Source organism: Nocardia sp. NPDC055002 (assembly GCF_053608825.1).
On record NZ_JBSGWE010000006.1, the window covers coordinates 394578 to 409394 of the forward strand.

The window sequence follows — 14817 nt, forward strand, 5'->3', positions numbered from 1 at the left end:
AAGGTGAAAAACACCCACCGGCAGCCGCTTCGGGCGCTAGGGTGTCGAGGCGCATCCGGCGACCGGGTAGCCTTTCTGACCATGACGAACGGTGAATCGACGCCAACGGAGCTGCGCGCGTCCGGCACGGTAGGTGTCGCGATGGTGACCCCCTTCAGCGCTGCGGGCAAGCTCGACGTCGATGCCGGTGTCGCACTGGCGGCACACCTGGTCGACCGTGGGGTCGACCTGCTGATCATCTCGGGTACCACCGGCGAATCGCCGACCACGACCGAAACCGAGAAGCACGATCTGCTGCGGGCGGTCGTCGACGGCGTCGGCGACCGGGCCACCGTGGTCGCGGGCGCGGGCACCTACGACACCGCGCACTCGATCGAACTGGCGCGTGCCGCGGAGAACGCGGGCGCGCACGGTCTGCTCGTGGTGACCCCGTATTACTCGCGGCCCACACAGGAGGGTCTGATCGCGCATTTCACCGCGGTCGCCGACGCCACCGCGCTGCCGATCACGCTCTACGACATTCCACCGAGGTCGGTGGTGCCTATCGCCATCGACACGATCCGGCGCCTTGCCGAGCATCCCAACATCGTCGCGGTGAAGGATGCCAAGGGCGATCTCGTCTCCGGAGCCGATCTCATCGCGACCACCGATCTGGATTTCTACTCCGGTGACGACGGACTGAATCTCCCCTGGCTCTCGGTCGGTGCGGTCGGATTCATCAGCGTCATCGGACACCTCGTGCCGGAGCGACTGCGCGAGATCCACCACGCCTACACCACCGGTGACGTGGCCAGGGCGCGAGAGATCAACGCGACACTACTGCCGCTGTACGCGGCCATGACCCGCCTGGGAGGTGTGGCGATGTGTAAGGGAGGACTCCGATTGCTCGGCATCGACGTAGGTGAGCCCCGATTGCCCCAGCTGATGCCGACGCAGGCACAGCTAGAGGAGCTGGCGCTGGACCTGCAGGCCGCGGGGGTGTCGGCATGACCGAACCCGTAGCCCGTAAGCCCCGACGCCGGTCGGCATCGCGTGCCGCCGGTGCGCCAGAGCCGACGCCGGTGGAGACCGCGCAAGCCGCGGTGCAGAAAGTGGTAGCGCCCGAGCAAGCCCCCGTGGCGCAGGAACCGGCGATCGCCGAACCGATCGCGGAGGTCACCGCGGAGGCGAACCTGGCCGGTAACGCCGAAGTGGGCACCGACCTGCTCGGCGTCGCCGAAGAGCGGGTGACCGCGAAGAAGACGGCGCCGCGACGCGCGAGGACCAAGCCGGCTACCGAAGCCAAGGGCAAGCAGGCCGAGGCCAAGAGCAAGCCCGCCGCCGAGCAGTCCCGCGGCGGTGGCCGTGGCAGGCAGGGCGGTGGACGCGGTCGAGGTTCGGCGCCGGTCGCCGAGCCGCGCGAGAAGGCTGCCCACGACAAGCTGGGCCCGCCGCCGAAGCTGGTGAAGAACGGCCTTCGCCTGTTCGCCCTGGGCGGTATCGGCGAAATCGGCCGCAACATGACGGTGTTCGAATACGGCGGCAAGCTGCTGATCGTCGACTGCGGTGTGCTGTTCCCCGAGGACCAGCAGCCCGGTGTCGACCTGATCCTGCCGGACTTCGGGCCCATCGAGGACCGGATGGCCGACGTCGAGGCCATCGTGCTCACCCACGGCCACGAGGACCACATCGGTGCCGTGCCGTTCCTGCTGCGCCTGCGCCAGGACATCCCGGTGATCGGCGCCAAGTTCACCCTCGCGCTGGTCGCGGCCAAGGCTCGCGAGCACCGGTTGCAGCCCAAGCTGCGCGAGGTCGCCGAGGGCGAGACCACGGTGCACGGCCCGTTCGAGCTCGAGTACTTCGCGGTCAACCACTCGATTCCCGACGCGCTGGCCGTGGCCATCCGCACCGGTGCCGGCGTCGTCCTGCACACCGGCGACATCAAGCTCGACCAGCTGCCCCTCGACGGCCGCCTCACCGACCTGGCCGGTTTCTCCCGCCTCGGCGACGAAGGTGTCGACCTGTTCCTGGTCGACTCCACCAACGCCGAGGTTCCCGGCTTCGTCACCCCCGAGCGCGAGATCGGTGGCGTGCTCGACAATGTGATCGGCAAGGCCACCAACCGCGTCATCGTGGCGTCGTTCGCCAGCCACGTGCACCGCATCCAGCAGGTCGTCGACGTCGCGCAGAAGTACAACCGCAAGGTCTGCTTCGTCGGCCGCTCGATGGTCCGCAACATGGAGATCGCGCAGGACCTCGGCTACCTCACGGTGCCCGACAACGTCGTGGTCACCCTCGATCAGGCCGCGAACCTGCCCGGTAATCGCCTGGTGCTGATCTCCACCGGCTCCCAGGGCGAGCCGCTCTCGGCGCTGTCACGGATGGCACGAGGCGAGCACCGGCAGATCAACATCCGCGCCGACGACCTGGTCGTGCTGGCGTCCTCGCTGATCCCCGGCAACGAGAACTCGGTGTTCGCCGTGGTCAACGGCCTGGCCAGGCTCGGCGCGACCGTGATCACCCAGCAGAACGCGAAGGTGCACGTCTCCGGGCACGCTTCCGCCGGTGAGCTGCTGTATCTGTACAACGCGGTGCGCCCGACCAACGCCATGCCCGTGCACGGCGAATGGCGGCACCTGCGCGCCAACGCCGCGCTGGCCGTGGCGACCGGTGTGCCCGAGGAACGGGTCATGCTGGCAGAGGACGGCGTGGTGGTCGACCTGGTCGACGGAATCGCCTCCATCGTCGGCCGTGTGCCGGTCGGACACGTCTACGTCGACGGCCTCTCGGTCGGTGATGTCGGCGAATCGACCCTGTCGGACCGCCTGGTCCTGGGCGAGGGTGGGTTCATCTCGATCACCATCGTCATCGACTCCACCACCGGCAAGGCGGTGAGCACGCCCGAGCTCAACGGGCGCGGCTTCTCCGACGACCGGACCGCGCTCGACGGCGCGAACGAACTGGTCGAGGCGGAACTGTTGCGCCTGGCCGGTGAGGGCATCACCGACACCCACCGCATCGCCCAGGGCGTGCGCCGGGTGGTCGGCCGCTGGGTCGCCGACGTCTACCGTCGTCGTCCGATGATCGTGCCGACGGTCGTCGCCGTCTGATCGAGAGATCAACAGATCAACTGAAAACCGCTGGGCGACATTGTCGCCCAGCGGTTTTCTTGATATTCGGACCGATTCGGACCGGGTCTCAGGCCTGGCAGGCCGCGGAGTCGAGTTGCGCCGACTTCACGATGTTGCACGCGAACACGTGCGACACCTTCCAGGAATCGTCCTCGGCGACGAAGTCGACGAAGGCGTCCTTGACCGGGGCGCCGTCGATGGTGACATCGGCGTTCGCCTTGAGCTTGCCGTCGGCGGGGTCGCCGACGGTGGTGATGGCGACTTTGACGTTGTTCTGCTTGGCCGCCTCGACGAACTTGTCGACCAGCATCGGATCCTGGTCGGCGTCCTCGATATAGGTCTTCTTCTCGTCACCGGTGAGCTGACCCGCGAGGGCCTTGTTCAACCGGGCGTTCAGCTCGGCGGCGGTCGGCTTGGGCAGGTTGGGCACCGTGGTGGCCGCGGGCTCGCCGCCCTCTTCCTTGCCCGACTTGGCGTCGCCCGTTTCGAAGGCGCCGCCCTTGGCGGTGGTGGTGGTTGCCGCGCCGGTGCTGGTCGAGTCGGCGTCGGAACTGCACGCGCTGAGGCCGAGCGCCGCGACGATCGCGACGAGAACGGCAGCGTATTTCACTGGACGGTTGTTCACTACAACTCCCATGATCATGGTCGAAACGGTCGGGCTAGAGCTGGTAGCCGCTGGTGCAGTTCCAGTGCTTGATGTAGGCGTTGCCCGGATTGTTGTTCAGCGCTTCGCGTTTCGCGCCGCCGATCGTCGACGCGGAGCCGTAGCTCCACCACCCGCGCGAGATCGCGATGGCTCCACACCCGTTGCGGTAGGACACCTTCACGTCGCACCCGCCACCGCCACCGCCACGCAGGCAGGCCGACATGGCACCGGCCTCGGCATCGGCGTAGCTGCCGTAGTCGGTGGCGTATCCGTAAACCCCCGGTTTGACCGACACCGCGATGGCGCCGTAGTTGCCCGACTGCGCCTGGGCCGGTGCGATGTGCCCCGCGAACACTGCGGCTGCGGTGGCACCCAGCACGGCCGCGCTGGTGAGCATTCTCTTCACTTGTAGCGTCCCCTTCATCTGCACGGGTCGACGACCCGATAGAGCGCAGTCAACGTACCGAGGGTTACGGCGCCCGCGCTAGCCTCACGAGCCCGCGCACGCCCGAATCAGTGGCGATCGACAAGGATTCCGTAAGTTCGGGCCCGCGAAACGCGGTCCCCGGCGAGATTTCCCCACGCTGACCGGGGCGCTGCGACCTGCGCATCCACCCTGGATCACCGCGGCGAGCACGGTGGGACCAGTGTTGCGGATGGTCTCGGAGGTGTTCGAGCGGCTAGCCTGATGGTCATGGCAGGTAAGTCCCGCAGCACCACGACCTCTCGTGCGCGGGCGGGATCGACCAGGGGGCAGACGCCGGCGGCGCGGTCTCGTTCGGCGACCCCGCGAGCGACGGCGGCTCCGCGTGGGCGCACCACGCCCGTACGCAGGCCGGTCAAACGCGCCTCCAACACCGCACCGCTGGCGGTGATCAGCCGCGGGATCGGGAGCGGTTGGACCATGCTGGCGCGCGGCGTCGGCGCCACCACCCGCACGCTGAGCCGGGCGGGCGACCTGGACCACGGGCACCGGCGCGACGGCATCGGCCTGGCGCTCATCGCGTTGAGCGCGATCATCGCCGCCGCGATGTGGCTGTCGGCGGGCGGGCCGGTCGGCCGTTTCCTCGAAGACATCGTCCGGGCGATCGCCGGTTCCGCGGCCGCGCTGGCGCCGATTCTGCTGGTCGCGCTCGCGGTGGTGCTGATGCGCACCGAACCACATCCGGAGATCCGGCCACGGCTGGTCCTCGGTGGGCTACTCGTCGTGCTTCCCGCTCTGGGGATCTGGCACCTGGCGGCCGGTTCCCCCACCGACGCGGACGGCCGCGCCACCGCGGCAGGCGCGCTCGGCTATACGATCGGCGGACCGCTCGGCCAGGGCCTCACGCCGTGGCTCGCGCTGCCGATCCTGTTGCTGGCCATGATGTTCGGCGTCTTGCTGCTCACCGGAACCACGGTGCGCGAGGTGCCTGCCAAGCTGCGCGAATACTTCGGCCTCGGCGAATACGCCGATGACAGCGACCCCTACGACCCGGCCAACTACGACGCCGACGGATTCCCGGTGCACCGCAACCGAACCCGTCGCCGTGGCCGCAACCCCGACGACAACTACCCGCCCGACGAGTTCGGCGGCTCCGACGCGGTCACCGAATCACTGGGCGAACCGCCGCTGCGCGATGCCAAGCCGATCGAGGAACCGCCCGCGCCCGCACCGAAACCGGCGCGCAAGCGGCCAGTGGTCAAGCCGGTCGACCAGACCCCGCCGCCGCCACCGGAACCGGAGTTCGTCACCGATCGGGTCGTCGACGGCGACTACACGCTGCCCCCGCTGACACTGCTGCTCGACGGCGACCCGCCCAAGAAGCGTTCCGCGGCCAACGAATCGATGATCGAGGCGATCACCGAAGTCCTGGTGCAGTTCAAGATCGACGCCGCGGTCACCGGGTTCGTGCGTGGCCCCACCGTCACTCGCTACGAGGTGGAGCTCGGTCCCGGCGTCAAGGTCGAGAAGATCACCGCGCTGGCCCGCAACCTCGCCTACGCCGTCGCCACCGAGAACGTCCGCCTGCTCGCGCCCATCCCCGGTAAGTCGGCCGTGGGCATCGAAGTGCCCAATGCCGACCGCGAATTGGTGCGCCTGGCCGACGTCCTGAAATCGCCGCACACCCGCAACGATCACCATCCGCTGGTGATCGGTCTCGGCAAGAACATCGAGGGCGAGTTCGTCTCGGCGAACCTGGCCAAGATGCCGCACTTGCTGGTGGCCGGTTCCACCGGTTCCGGTAAGTCGAGTTTCGTGAACTCGATGCTGATCTCGCTGCTGCACCGGGCCACCCCCGAGGAGGTCAGGATGATCCTGATCGACCCGAAGATGGTGGAGCTCACGCCGTACGAGGGCATTCCGCACCTGATCACGCCCATCATCACCCAGCCGAAGAAGGCCGCCGCCGCGCTGGCCTGGCTGGTCGAGGAGATGGAGCAGCGCTACCAGGACATGCAGGCCAACAAGGTCCGCCACATCGACGACTTCAACAAGAACGTGCGATCGGGCAAGATCACCGCGCCACTGGGCAGCGAACGTGTCTACCGGCCCTACCCGTACATCCTGGCCATCGTCGACGAGCTCGCCGACCTGATGATGACCGCCCCGCGCGACGTGGAGGACGCGATCGTACGGATCACCCAGAAGGCGCGCGCCGCCGGTATCCACCTGGTGCTGGCCACCCAGCGCCCCTCGGTGGACGTGGTGACCGGTCTGATCAAGACCAATGTGCCCTCGCGGCTGGCGTTCGCCACCTCCTCGCTCACCGACTCGCGCGTCATCCTGGACCAGCCGGGCGCGGAGAAACTGATCGGCATGGGCGACGGCCTGTTCCTGCCGATGGGTCAGGGCAAGCCGACCCGGTTGCAGGGCGCGTTCATCTCCGACGAGGAGATCCAGGCCGTCGTCGAGTTCAGCAAGACCCAGGCCGAACCCGAGTACCAGGAGGGCGTCACCGCGGCCAAGGCCGGCGAGGTCAAGGACGTCGACCCCGATATCGGCGACGACATGGACGTGCTGCTGCAAGCGGTGGAGCTGGTGGTCACCTCACAGTTCGGTTCGACCTCCATGCTGCAGCGCAAGCTGCGCGTCGGCTTCGCCAAGGCGGGCCGGTTGATGGACCTGATGGAAACGCGCGGCGTGGTCGGGCCCAGCGAGGGCTCCAAGGCGCGCGACGTACTCATCAAGCCCGACGAATTGGACGGGTTGCTGTGGTCGATCCGTGGCGGCGATCCCGGTGCGTCCGAGGACGAGTGACGCCGTTCCCGGTTTGCTCTGACCGTGCCGGAAGCAGGCGGCGACGAACGAGGAGGGACCTGGCACGGCTCATGGTCGGAAACGGCCCGGGGTCGGGCGAAAATCGCCTGTCAGGCGATGAAGCGGGCGCGCGCGAGGCGGGTACCCGGCTTCACGGCACCGGGGCTGTGCCGGTGCATCGCGGTGAGGCGCTGGTTCTGCGCGGTGGATTCGTACACGGCTGGCTCCTCTCGGTGCTGTGGTCGGGGTATGCGGTGACGGTAGCAGCGGTCGCGAACCGGGCGAAAGCGCTTTTCCGTGTGCGCGGCGGGTGCGTCGGCCGCCGATGTGTGTGAAATCATGACGGGCAATCGTTCCGCAAAGCCGACTGAAACGGACAATTCGGGCATGATGGGCGACATGAACTTCATCGATCGGACCACCACATGCAGGTGACCACGCTCGAGTGGGTGATCACCGGACTGGTGATCCTCGGCCTGTTCGTCTTCGACTTCTTCGCCCACGTGCGCACCCCGCACGAGCCCACCTTCAAGGAATCCGGCATCTGGTCGGCCGTCTACATCAGCTTGGCGCTGCTGTTCGGCCTGTTCGTCGCCTGGAAATGGGGCGGCACGTTCTCGGGGGAGTACTACGCGGGCTTCGTGACCGAGAAAGCGCTCTCGGTCGACAACCTGTTCATCTTCCTCATCATCATGAGTACCTTCGCCGTGCCGCGGATCTACCAGCAGAAGGTGCTGCTGATCGGCATCGTGCTGGCGCTGGCGATGCGCGGTGTGTTCATCGCGGTCGGCGCGGCCGCGATCAGCGCGTACAGCTGGGTGTTCTACCTGTTCGGCGCGTTCCTGATCTACACCGCGATCAACCTGCTGCGCGAGAGCGGGCACGAGGTCGAACAGGAGCAGAAGCGCGACAGCTACATCGTCTCGCTGGCCAAACGGATCCTGCCCACCACCGACGAGTACGACGGCGACAAGCTCGTCACCCGGATCAACGGTAAACGCGTGGTGACGCCGCTGCTGCTCGCACTGCTGGCGATCGGTTTCGCCGACCTGCTGTTCGCGCTGGACTCGATTCCGGCGATCTACGGTCTCACCGAGGAGCCGTACCTGGTGTTCACCGCCAACGCCTTCGCGTTGATGGGTCTGCGTCAGCTGTACTTCCTCATCGGCGGGCTGCTCGACCGCCTGGTGTACCTGTCCTACGGCCTGGCCGCGATTCTGGCGTTCATCGGCGTGAAGCTGGTGCTGCACGCGCTGCACGAGAACACGCTGTCGTTCATCAACGGCGGTGAGCACGTGAGCGTCCCGGAGATCTCCACGGCGGTCTCGCTGAGCGTGATCATCGGCATTCTGATCATCGCGACAGTGGCGAGCCTGCTGCGTACCCGCCGCACCAACGCCTGACACAAGCCGACGAACGGCGCTGCCCGGAACCGCAGGGTTCCGGGCAGTGCTGTATCCGGGTGTCGGCTACTCGGCGAAGGCGCCCATCACGGGCAGCCACTCGACCGCACGGACGGCGTCGATCAGTCCCAGTTTCGCGAACGGATCGTTGGTCAGCAGTTCGGTCAGCGAGGGCGCGTCCTCGGCGCGGAACAGCAGCAGCGCGCCCGAACCGTCGGGGTAGGGCCCGCTGCTGAGCACCGTGCCCGCGTCGACGAGCGCGTTCAGCCAGCCGCGATGCTCGGGTCGGTTGGTCGCGCGGTCGGCCGCCGTCGCATCGGAGTAGGTGTAGTGGACAGCGAAGATCGGCACAGTCGATCGCTTTCTCGCGAGGGATTCTCTACAGGGTCAGCAGCATGCGGGTATTGCCGAGGGTGTTCGGCTTGACGAAGCTGAGGTCGAGGAATTCGGCGACACCGGTGTCGTAGGAGCGGCACATCTCCGCGTACACCTCGGCGGTGACGGGCGTGCCGTCGATCTCGACGAACCCGTGCCTGCCGAAGAAGTCCACCTCGAAAGTGAGCACGAACACACGCTGCAACTGCAGTTCGCGGGCGACGGTGACCAGATGCTCGACCACCGCGCCGCCGACTCCGCGCCCCTTGACGACGGGATCGACTGCGACAGTGCGTACTTCGCCCAGATCGGCCCACAGGACGTGCAACGCGCCACAGCCGACGACCTGCCCGTCGAGCTCGGCGACCCAGAACTCCTGCACCGATTCGTACAGGGTGACCAGGTTCTTCTCGAGCAGGATGCGGCCCGCGTACTCGTCGACGAGGCGCTTGATCTCGGGGACATCGGAGGTTCGCGCTCGTCGGACGACCACGCCGGAAACAGGCGCCACAGTGGGCGCGGCAGGATGCGCGTCGCTGGTCGAACCGCTCAAGGGTCCCCGTGAGGTCATGGGTGCACAGTAGTCGGCCGGGTTACCGATAGTCTGAACATGTGCCGCACATCCTGTCGTTCCGCTCCTCGCATCGCGCCGGGCTCGACGACCGGATCGCGCGGCACCGATCGTGCGAGCAAACAGCTCGCGAAACCGTTGGATTTCGGCGCAGTGCCGGTGAGTGCCGAGAGGGCAGCGCATGAACGGTCAGCGCATGGAGGCGGTAGCTCGAGTGGTCACGCGAGGCGTCCGGTCATGCCACGAGGACAGGGCATGAGCGTGCGACCCGAAGAGATCGATCGTGGGTCGAGTGCGGTGACGCCGATGCACGGGGTGGTGGAGACCCAGGTTCCGCTGCTCAATATCGCCAACGTGCTGACCATCGCGCGCATCGTGCTGGTGCCGCTGTTCGTGCTGGCGCTGTTCGCCGAGGGCGGGCACGACACCCGCTGGCGGGTTATCGCCGCGGCGGTCTTCGGCCTGGCCGCGATCACCGACCGCTTCGACGGGCAACTGGCCCGCAAATACGGATTGGTCACCGATTTCGGCAAGCTCGCCGACCCCATCGCGGACAAGGCGCTGATCGGCGCCGCGCTGATCGGGCTCTCGGTGCTCGGTGACTTGCCGTGGTGGATCACCCTGGTCATCTGCGGCCGCGAAATCGGCATCACGCTGCTGCGGCTGGTGGTCGTGCGGCGCGGGGTGATCCCGGCCGGACGCGGCGGCAAGCTCAAAACGCTGGTGCAGTCGGTGGCGATCGCGCTGCTGGTGCTGCCGCTGTCGGGTGTCTTCGCCACCGCGGGCATGTGGCTGATGTACCTGGCCGTGGCGCTGACGGTGGTCACCGGTGTGGACTATGTGGGGCAGGCGGCCAGGGTGTGGCTGGCGGGTGGACGGTCGCGCTCGTGAGTGATCCGCTCGTCGACGGTGCGCCGGTCGCCGAACTGGTCGAGGCCCTGAACACGGCGGGTCAGACCGTCGCCACGGCCGAATCGCTCACCGCGGGTCTGCTCGCTGCGACGGTGGCGGGAGTTCCCGGTGCGAGCGCGGTGCTGCGGGGCGGCTTGATCGTCTACGCCACCGACCTCAAGAGCCGTCTGGCCCGCGTCGACGACGAGCTGCTCCGCACCGATGGACCGGTCGCCGCCTCGACCGCCGAACAGCTCGCTGTGGGGGCGCGCGAGCAGTGTGGCGCGGACTGGGGTCTGGGATTGACCGGGGTCGCCGGACCCGATTCCCAGGACGGGCATCCCGTCGGCACGGTATACCTCGGGTTGGCCGGTCCACATCACAGCGAAGTGGTCCGGTTGAAACTGCACGGTGACCGGTGGACGATCAGACTCGGTGCGGTGCACAGTGCGGTGCGGGAGTTGCTGCGCTGTGTCAGTGTGAAGTAGCCCGGTTCGGGAACCACCGGTCCATGCTCGACGTTGTGCCAGAAAGAGGTGAGCACCGCTACGGCGGTGACACGAGGTGGAGGAGAACGAGATGACGCTGCTGCGGGAGGCAATCGGGGACAGTCTGCGGCGTGCGCGTCTCGCCCAGCATCGAACGCTGCGCGAGGTGTCGACCTCGGCGCGCGTGAGCCTCGGCTATCTGTCGGAAGTGGAGCGCGGCCGCAAGGAAGCCTCCAGTGAACTGCTCGCCAGCATCTGCGAGGCGCTCGACGTGCCGCTCTCGCGCGTGCTCTGGGACGTGAGCACCCTGATGGCGGGCGCGGACGGCTCCGCGCCGCGCGAACCCGCGCTGACCGGCCCCGCCGCCGAGCGCGAGCCCGCCGAAGCCGAGCCTGCCACCCTGCCCGAACCCGCTGCGGGCGAGGCTTCCGCCTCCGCGAGCGCGGCGGCCGAGCAGGGCGCGCGCATCGGCATCGCCGAAGACACCCGCATCGTCATCCCGGCCCCGAGGGCCGAGATGCTGGTACTGGTGAAGGGAATGTGACGCGGCGAACCCTGCGCCCGGCGCGCGAGACGCTGCACACCGCTGGTGAGAACGGATAGATTCTCATCAGGCGTCGAACGGTCCGGCCACTGCCGGTCCGGGTGCCGCATGGTGAAGGATAAGCACGTATCTGGTGCGTGACGGTCGCGTACCACCAGTCGCACGAGCGACGCACAGATGGAGGCGGGATCAATCGATGGCTAATCCGTTCGTGAAGGCCTGGAAGTACATGATGGCCCTCTTCGACTCCAAGATCGAAGAGCATGCGGATCCGAAGGTCCAGATTCAGCAGGCTATCGAGGAGGCGCAGCGTCAGCATCAGGCGCTGTCGCAGCAGGCGGCGTCGGTGATCGGTAACCAGCGTCAGCTGGAGATGAAGCTGAACCGCCAGCTCGACGAGGTCGAGAAGCTCAACGCCAACGCCCGTCAGGCCGTCACCCTGGCCGATCAGGCACAGGCGGCGGGCGACACCGAGAAGGCGATCCAGTACACCAACGCCGCCGAGGCGTTCGCCGCCCAGCTGGTCACCGCCGAGCAGTCGGTGGAAGACCTCAAGGTGTTGCACGATCAGTCCCTGCAGGCCGCCGCACAGGCCAAGAAGGCGGTCGAGCAGAACGCGATGATGTTGCAGCAGAAGGTCGCCGAGCGCACCAAGCTGCTCAGCCAGCTCGAGCAGGCCAAGATGCAGGAGCAGGTCTCGGCCTCGCTGCAGCAGATGGATTCCACCCTGTCCGCGCCGGGCTCCACGCCCAGCCTGGACGCCGTGCGCGACAAGATCGAGCGCCGCTACGCCAACGCGCTCGGCTCGGCCGAGCTGGCGCAGAACACGGTGCAGGGTCGCATGATGGAGGTGCAGCAGGCCAGCGTCCAGATGGCCGGGCACAGCAAGCTCGAGCAGATCCGCGCCTCCATGCGCGGTGACGCGTTGCCCACCGGCAACAACAACTCGGCGATCAACCCGGCCGCACCGGCACCGAACATCGACAAGGGCCAGGCGGCTCAGCAGTAGTACGTGATCCGGCGACGGCGCGGAAACCGGCGGCAACGCCCGTGGCCGCGCCATCAACGGTGTGGCGTGACGACCGGCATACGGGGGAAGGACACCGATGAGCGGGAAAATGCGGCGCGACCGTGCCGAGATCGTGGATCCGGCGGCGATCGCGCAGGCCGCGACGGCAGGTTCGGTGCCCGCGACCCTGCGTGGGGTCGGTGAACAGGCACTGGTCGCGGTGCGACGCTGGGCCGATCCGCGTGAACGTGAGCTGCGCCGTCGGCGCCGGGTGCGCAGGCGCAGTTTTCAGCTCGGCACCGCGTCCGGTATCACCACGGTCGGCGCGGTCGGCTTGGCCGTGATCTCCGCGCCCGCCTGGGCGGTCGTGGTGATCGGTGGTGGCGCCATCGCCTTCGTCACCGGTACCGCTCTCAGCGCGCGCCGCTACCTGGAGTTGCGCAACAAGCCTTTGCCCCAGGCGGCTTTCGTCGCCCGCAAGTCGCCCGGCCTGCGATCGGCCGCGCGCGCCCCTATCCAGCGCCTGATCCGTGCCGAACGGGCGCTCTACGACCTCGGCGCCCAGATCGCGCGCACCCGCCGTCTCCCCGAAGACGAACTGCGCGACCTGCTCGAGACGGCCCGCTCCGGCGCGGCCGCCCTGCACGCGCTCGCCACCGACGTCGTCGCCATGGAACAGGCCGCCGACACCGTCGGCCGCGCCAACCCCGACACCGTCGCGGCACTGAAAACCACCGTCGCCGGCGTGCTCACCCGCCTGGAGACCGGCGTGGTCGAGTACGAACAGCTCGTCGCCGCCGCGGCCCGCATCCTCGCGGTTCCCGAGGACTCGGTCCTGGCGTACCAGTTCAACGGCATCGTCGCCGATCTTCGTGAAGCCGCCGACCGCCTCGACGGCTGGGCCCAAGCCCTCACCGAGATGGCCGACCAGGGCCCCGACTTGTTCGCCGGCGGAACGGATTCCGTCCGCTAGCCCCTCTCGGACCACCGCGACTTTTGATCGGCACGCCGGTCCGGGACGCGGCGTGCCGGCCGGAGGGTCAGGCTGGGGCGATGGCCTTGCGTAGGGCCGCGAGTTCGGTGGCGCGGGGATCGGTGACGGTGACGGACTCGGGGTTGTCGAAGATCCGGACGTTCTTCTCGTCGGTCGTGAACGGGGCCCAGCCGGTGGTGCCGTCGATGGCGAAAGCGACCCAGGCGGCGTGGATTTCGTCGGCCAGTGCCTGGGGCGGGGTGGGCCCGGTGAGGGTATGCGCGTCGTCGATAGTGTCGAAGACGAACGGAACTTCCAGGACGTGGCAGGCGCCGAGGCCGGGAAGGCCGGTGGGCCAAGCGAATTCGTACACGTGGGCGGGGGCGGTGGCGGCGCAGGCCTCGGCGAAGTCGTAGGTGCCGGAGCGGAAGCTCATGTCGGTGAGGACGGCGTTGAAGATCTCGGCGGGGGTGGCATCCGGGCGCTCTGTCGAATAGACCTGGGCGACAGCGGGATCGATGCCGTAGCGGGTGAGGACGAACGGCAGGGTGTCGGCGGTGATGGCGGCGGCGAGCCCGGCCGGGACGGTGAAGAAGCGGAACTCGTCGGCGGTGGTGCCCGCGATGAGGGGGACCGCGCGATCCGGATGGGCGCGCAGCACCTCCGTCGGCGGGCCCTCGACGATGTCGTTGTCGATCACCGGGAACAGGCTCATGATGCCGCCGCCCAGCTGGATCACCGAGGCGCCCCAACGCTGCGGGTCGGGGTCGGTCATCACGGCCAGCGCGACGGCGTTCTGCGCGGTGCGCAACTCGTCCGGGCCCAGCTTTCCGAAATCATGCGCGGTAGGCGATATTTCGAGCTCGGCGGCCAGCGCGGCGGACACCTTGCGCGCGTCCTCGGGATCGGCGGCGACCGCACCGTTGCCGCTCTGCATGATCGCCCGGCGGAACAGCCCGGCCGTGTGCGGTGCGGCGATCAGCGCCGCGACACTCATTCCGCCGGCGGACTCACCGAAGATCGTCACATTGTCCGGGTCGCCACCGAAGGCGGCGATGTTCTCGCGCACCCAGCGCAAGGCGAAGATCTGGTCGTGCAGACCGCGATTCGACGGTGCGCCTTCGATCTCGGCGAAACCCGACACACCGAGCCGGTAGTTGATCCCCACCATCACCACGCCGTCGCGCGCGAACGCCGACCCGTCGTAGATTGCCCGGGCGTTCGACCCGCGGACGAACGCGCCACCGTGAATCCACACCAGCACCGGTAGACCCGATGCGGCGGAGTCGGGCGTCCACACGTTCACGTTGAGGTACTCGTCGCCAGGGATGCCGTCACTGCCGATGAGGGCGTGGATCGGTGCGGGATACGGCGTCTGTGCGCAGGTGGCGCCCATGTCGGTCGCGTCTCGCACGCCTTCCCAGGCCGGCGCGGCCTCGGGGAGCTGGAAACGTTTCGGCCCGACCGGCGCCGCCGCGTACGGCACCCCGAGAAAGCGGGTGATCCCGGCCTCGGTGTGGCCGCGGATCGCGCCGCTCGTGGTCGTGACGATGGGTTCCATGACAA

General features: G+C 68.1%; 14 protein-coding genes. 9 read left to right on the plus strand and 5 right to left on the minus strand.

Annotation, left to right across the window (positions count from 1 at the left end; all coding sequences use genetic code 11):
* The first annotated feature begins 81 nt into the window (after positions 1 to 81).
* Together dapA and ACWF99_RS25415 are read left to right on the plus strand one after the other, a co-directional pair.
* Positions 82 to 990: a 4-hydroxy-tetrahydrodipicolinate synthase gene (gene dapA, locus ACWF99_RS25410; protein WP_358062402.1), complete on the plus strand. Its 909-nt coding sequence runs from the start codon at positions 82 to 84 to the stop codon at positions 988 to 990.
* Positions 987 to 3089: a ribonuclease J gene (locus tag ACWF99_RS25415; protein ID WP_378626560.1), complete on the plus strand. Its 2103-nt coding sequence runs from the start codon at positions 987 to 989 to the stop codon at positions 3087 to 3089. Before dapA ends, ACWF99_RS25415 begins: the two co-directional genes overlap by 4 nt.
* 88 nt (positions 3090 to 3177) lie before the next feature.
* On the opposite strand, the gene ACWF99_RS25420 is transcribed toward ACWF99_RS25415, so the two are convergent.
* Positions 3178 to 3735 (minus strand): hypothetical protein, encoded by a 558-nt coding sequence (locus tag ACWF99_RS25420; RefSeq protein WP_452537576.1) that lies wholly within the window; start codon positions 3733 to 3735, stop codon positions 3178 to 3180.
* A gap of 34 nt (positions 3736 to 3769) precedes the next feature.
* Positions 3770 to 4153, minus strand: coding sequence for a DUF4189 domain-containing protein (locus tag ACWF99_RS25425; RefSeq protein WP_378628262.1), 384 nt, complete (start codon positions 4151 to 4153; stop codon positions 3770 to 3772).
* A 297-nt stretch (positions 4154 to 4450) separates the two neighbouring features.
* Between ACWF99_RS25425 and ACWF99_RS25430 the strand changes: the two genes are divergently transcribed.
* Complete coding sequence (locus tag ACWF99_RS25430; RefSeq protein WP_452537577.1) at positions 4451 to 6997, plus strand: DNA translocase FtsK; 2547 nt, start codon at positions 4451 to 4453, stop codon at positions 6995 to 6997.
* A 425-nt stretch (positions 6998 to 7422) separates the two neighbouring features.
* Entirely contained in the window at positions 7423 to 8400 is a 978-nt protein-coding gene (locus ACWF99_RS25435; protein ID WP_378626566.1) for a TerC family protein, read from the plus strand.
* A gap of 66 nt (positions 8401 to 8466) precedes the next feature.
* Here the strand turns inward: ACWF99_RS25435 and ACWF99_RS25440 are convergent, their stop codons facing one another.
* Together ACWF99_RS25440 and ACWF99_RS25445 are read right to left on the minus strand one after the other, a co-directional pair.
* Positions 8467 to 8751, minus strand: a complete 285-nt coding sequence (locus ACWF99_RS25440; RefSeq protein WP_378626567.1) for a YciI family protein — start codon at positions 8749 to 8751, stop codon at positions 8467 to 8469.
* Between the two features lie 28 nt (positions 8752 to 8779).
* Positions 8780 to 9346, minus strand: a complete 567-nt coding sequence (locus tag ACWF99_RS25445; RefSeq protein ID WP_378626568.1) for an amino-acid N-acetyltransferase — start codon at positions 9344 to 9346, stop codon at positions 8780 to 8782.
* Positions 9347 to 9601: 255 nt separating this feature from the next.
* Here ACWF99_RS25445 and pgsA point away from each other — a divergent pair, with 255 nt between their 5' ends.
* The 5 genes from pgsA (at position 9602) to pspM (ending at position 13251) form a co-directional block, all read left to right on the plus strand.
* On the plus strand, positions 9602 to 10237 hold the full coding sequence (gene pgsA, locus ACWF99_RS25450; RefSeq protein WP_378626570.1) for a CDP-diacylglycerol--glycerol-3-phosphate 3-phosphatidyltransferase: 636 nt from the start codon (positions 9602 to 9604) through the stop codon (positions 10235 to 10237).
* Positions 10234 to 10725, plus strand: coding sequence for a CinA family protein (locus ACWF99_RS25455; RefSeq protein WP_378626571.1), 492 nt, complete (start codon positions 10234 to 10236; stop codon positions 10723 to 10725). Before pgsA ends, ACWF99_RS25455 begins: the two co-directional genes overlap by 4 nt.
* Positions 10726 to 10816: 91 nt before the next feature.
* Positions 10817 to 11269: a helix-turn-helix domain-containing protein gene (locus ACWF99_RS25460; RefSeq protein ID WP_378626573.1), complete on the plus strand. Its 453-nt coding sequence runs from the start codon at positions 10817 to 10819 to the stop codon at positions 11267 to 11269.
* A 196-nt stretch (positions 11270 to 11465) separates the two neighbouring features.
* A complete protein-coding gene (gene pspA / locus ACWF99_RS25465) occupies positions 11466 to 12278 on the plus strand; it encodes a phage shock protein PspA (protein ID WP_378626574.1) in 813 nt (270 codons plus the stop codon).
* 97 nt (positions 12279 to 12375) lie between these two features.
* Positions 12376 to 13251, plus strand: a complete 876-nt coding sequence (gene pspM, locus ACWF99_RS25470; RefSeq protein ID WP_378626576.1) for a phage shock envelope stress response protein PspM — start codon at positions 12376 to 12378, stop codon at positions 13249 to 13251.
* 67 nt (positions 13252 to 13318) lie between these two features.
* Here the strand turns inward: pspM and ACWF99_RS25475 are convergent, their stop codons facing one another.
* Positions 13319 to 14812, minus strand: a complete 1494-nt coding sequence (locus tag ACWF99_RS25475) for a carboxylesterase/lipase family protein (RefSeq protein WP_452537578.1) — start codon at positions 14810 to 14812, stop codon at positions 13319 to 13321.
* Positions 14813 to 14817: the final 5 nt, after the last annotated feature.

Excerpts from the sequence above, each read along its gene's own strand:
- ACWF99_RS25435 (WP_378626566.1), top strand. The coding sequence starts at position 7,423 with ATGCAGGTGACCACGCTCGAGTGGGTGATCACCGGACTGGTGATCCTC.
- ACWF99_RS25415 (WP_378626560.1), top strand. The coding sequence starts at position 987 with ATGACCGAACCCGTAGCCCGTAAGCCCCGACGCCGGTCGGCATCGCGT.
- ACWF99_RS25460 (WP_378626573.1), top strand. The coding sequence starts at position 10,817 with ATGACGCTGCTGCGGGAGGCAATCGGGGACAGTCTGCGGCGTGCGCGT.
- ACWF99_RS25475 (WP_452537578.1), bottom strand. The coding sequence starts at position 14,812 with ATGGAACCCATCGTCACGACCACGAGCGGCGCGATCCGCGGCCACACC.
- ACWF99_RS25425 (WP_378628262.1), bottom strand. The coding sequence starts at position 4,153 with ATGCTCACCAGCGCGGCCGTGCTGGGTGCCACCGCAGCCGCAGTGTTC.
- dapA (WP_358062402.1), top strand. The coding sequence starts at position 82 with ATGACGAACGGTGAATCGACGCCAACGGAGCTGCGCGCGTCCGGCACG.
- pspM (WP_378626576.1), top strand. The coding sequence starts at position 12,376 with ATGAGCGGGAAAATGCGGCGCGACCGTGCCGAGATCGTGGATCCGGCG.
- pgsA (WP_378626570.1), top strand. The coding sequence starts at position 9,602 with ATGAGCGTGCGACCCGAAGAGATCGATCGTGGGTCGAGTGCGGTGACG.
- pspA (WP_378626574.1), top strand. The coding sequence starts at position 11,466 with ATGGCTAATCCGTTCGTGAAGGCCTGGAAGTACATGATGGCCCTCTTC.
- ACWF99_RS25445 (WP_378626568.1), bottom strand. The coding sequence starts at position 9,346 with ATGACCTCACGGGGACCCTTGAGCGGTTCGACCAGCGACGCGCATCCT.
- ACWF99_RS25430 (WP_452537577.1), top strand. The coding sequence starts at position 4,451 with ATGGCAGGTAAGTCCCGCAGCACCACGACCTCTCGTGCGCGGGCGGGA.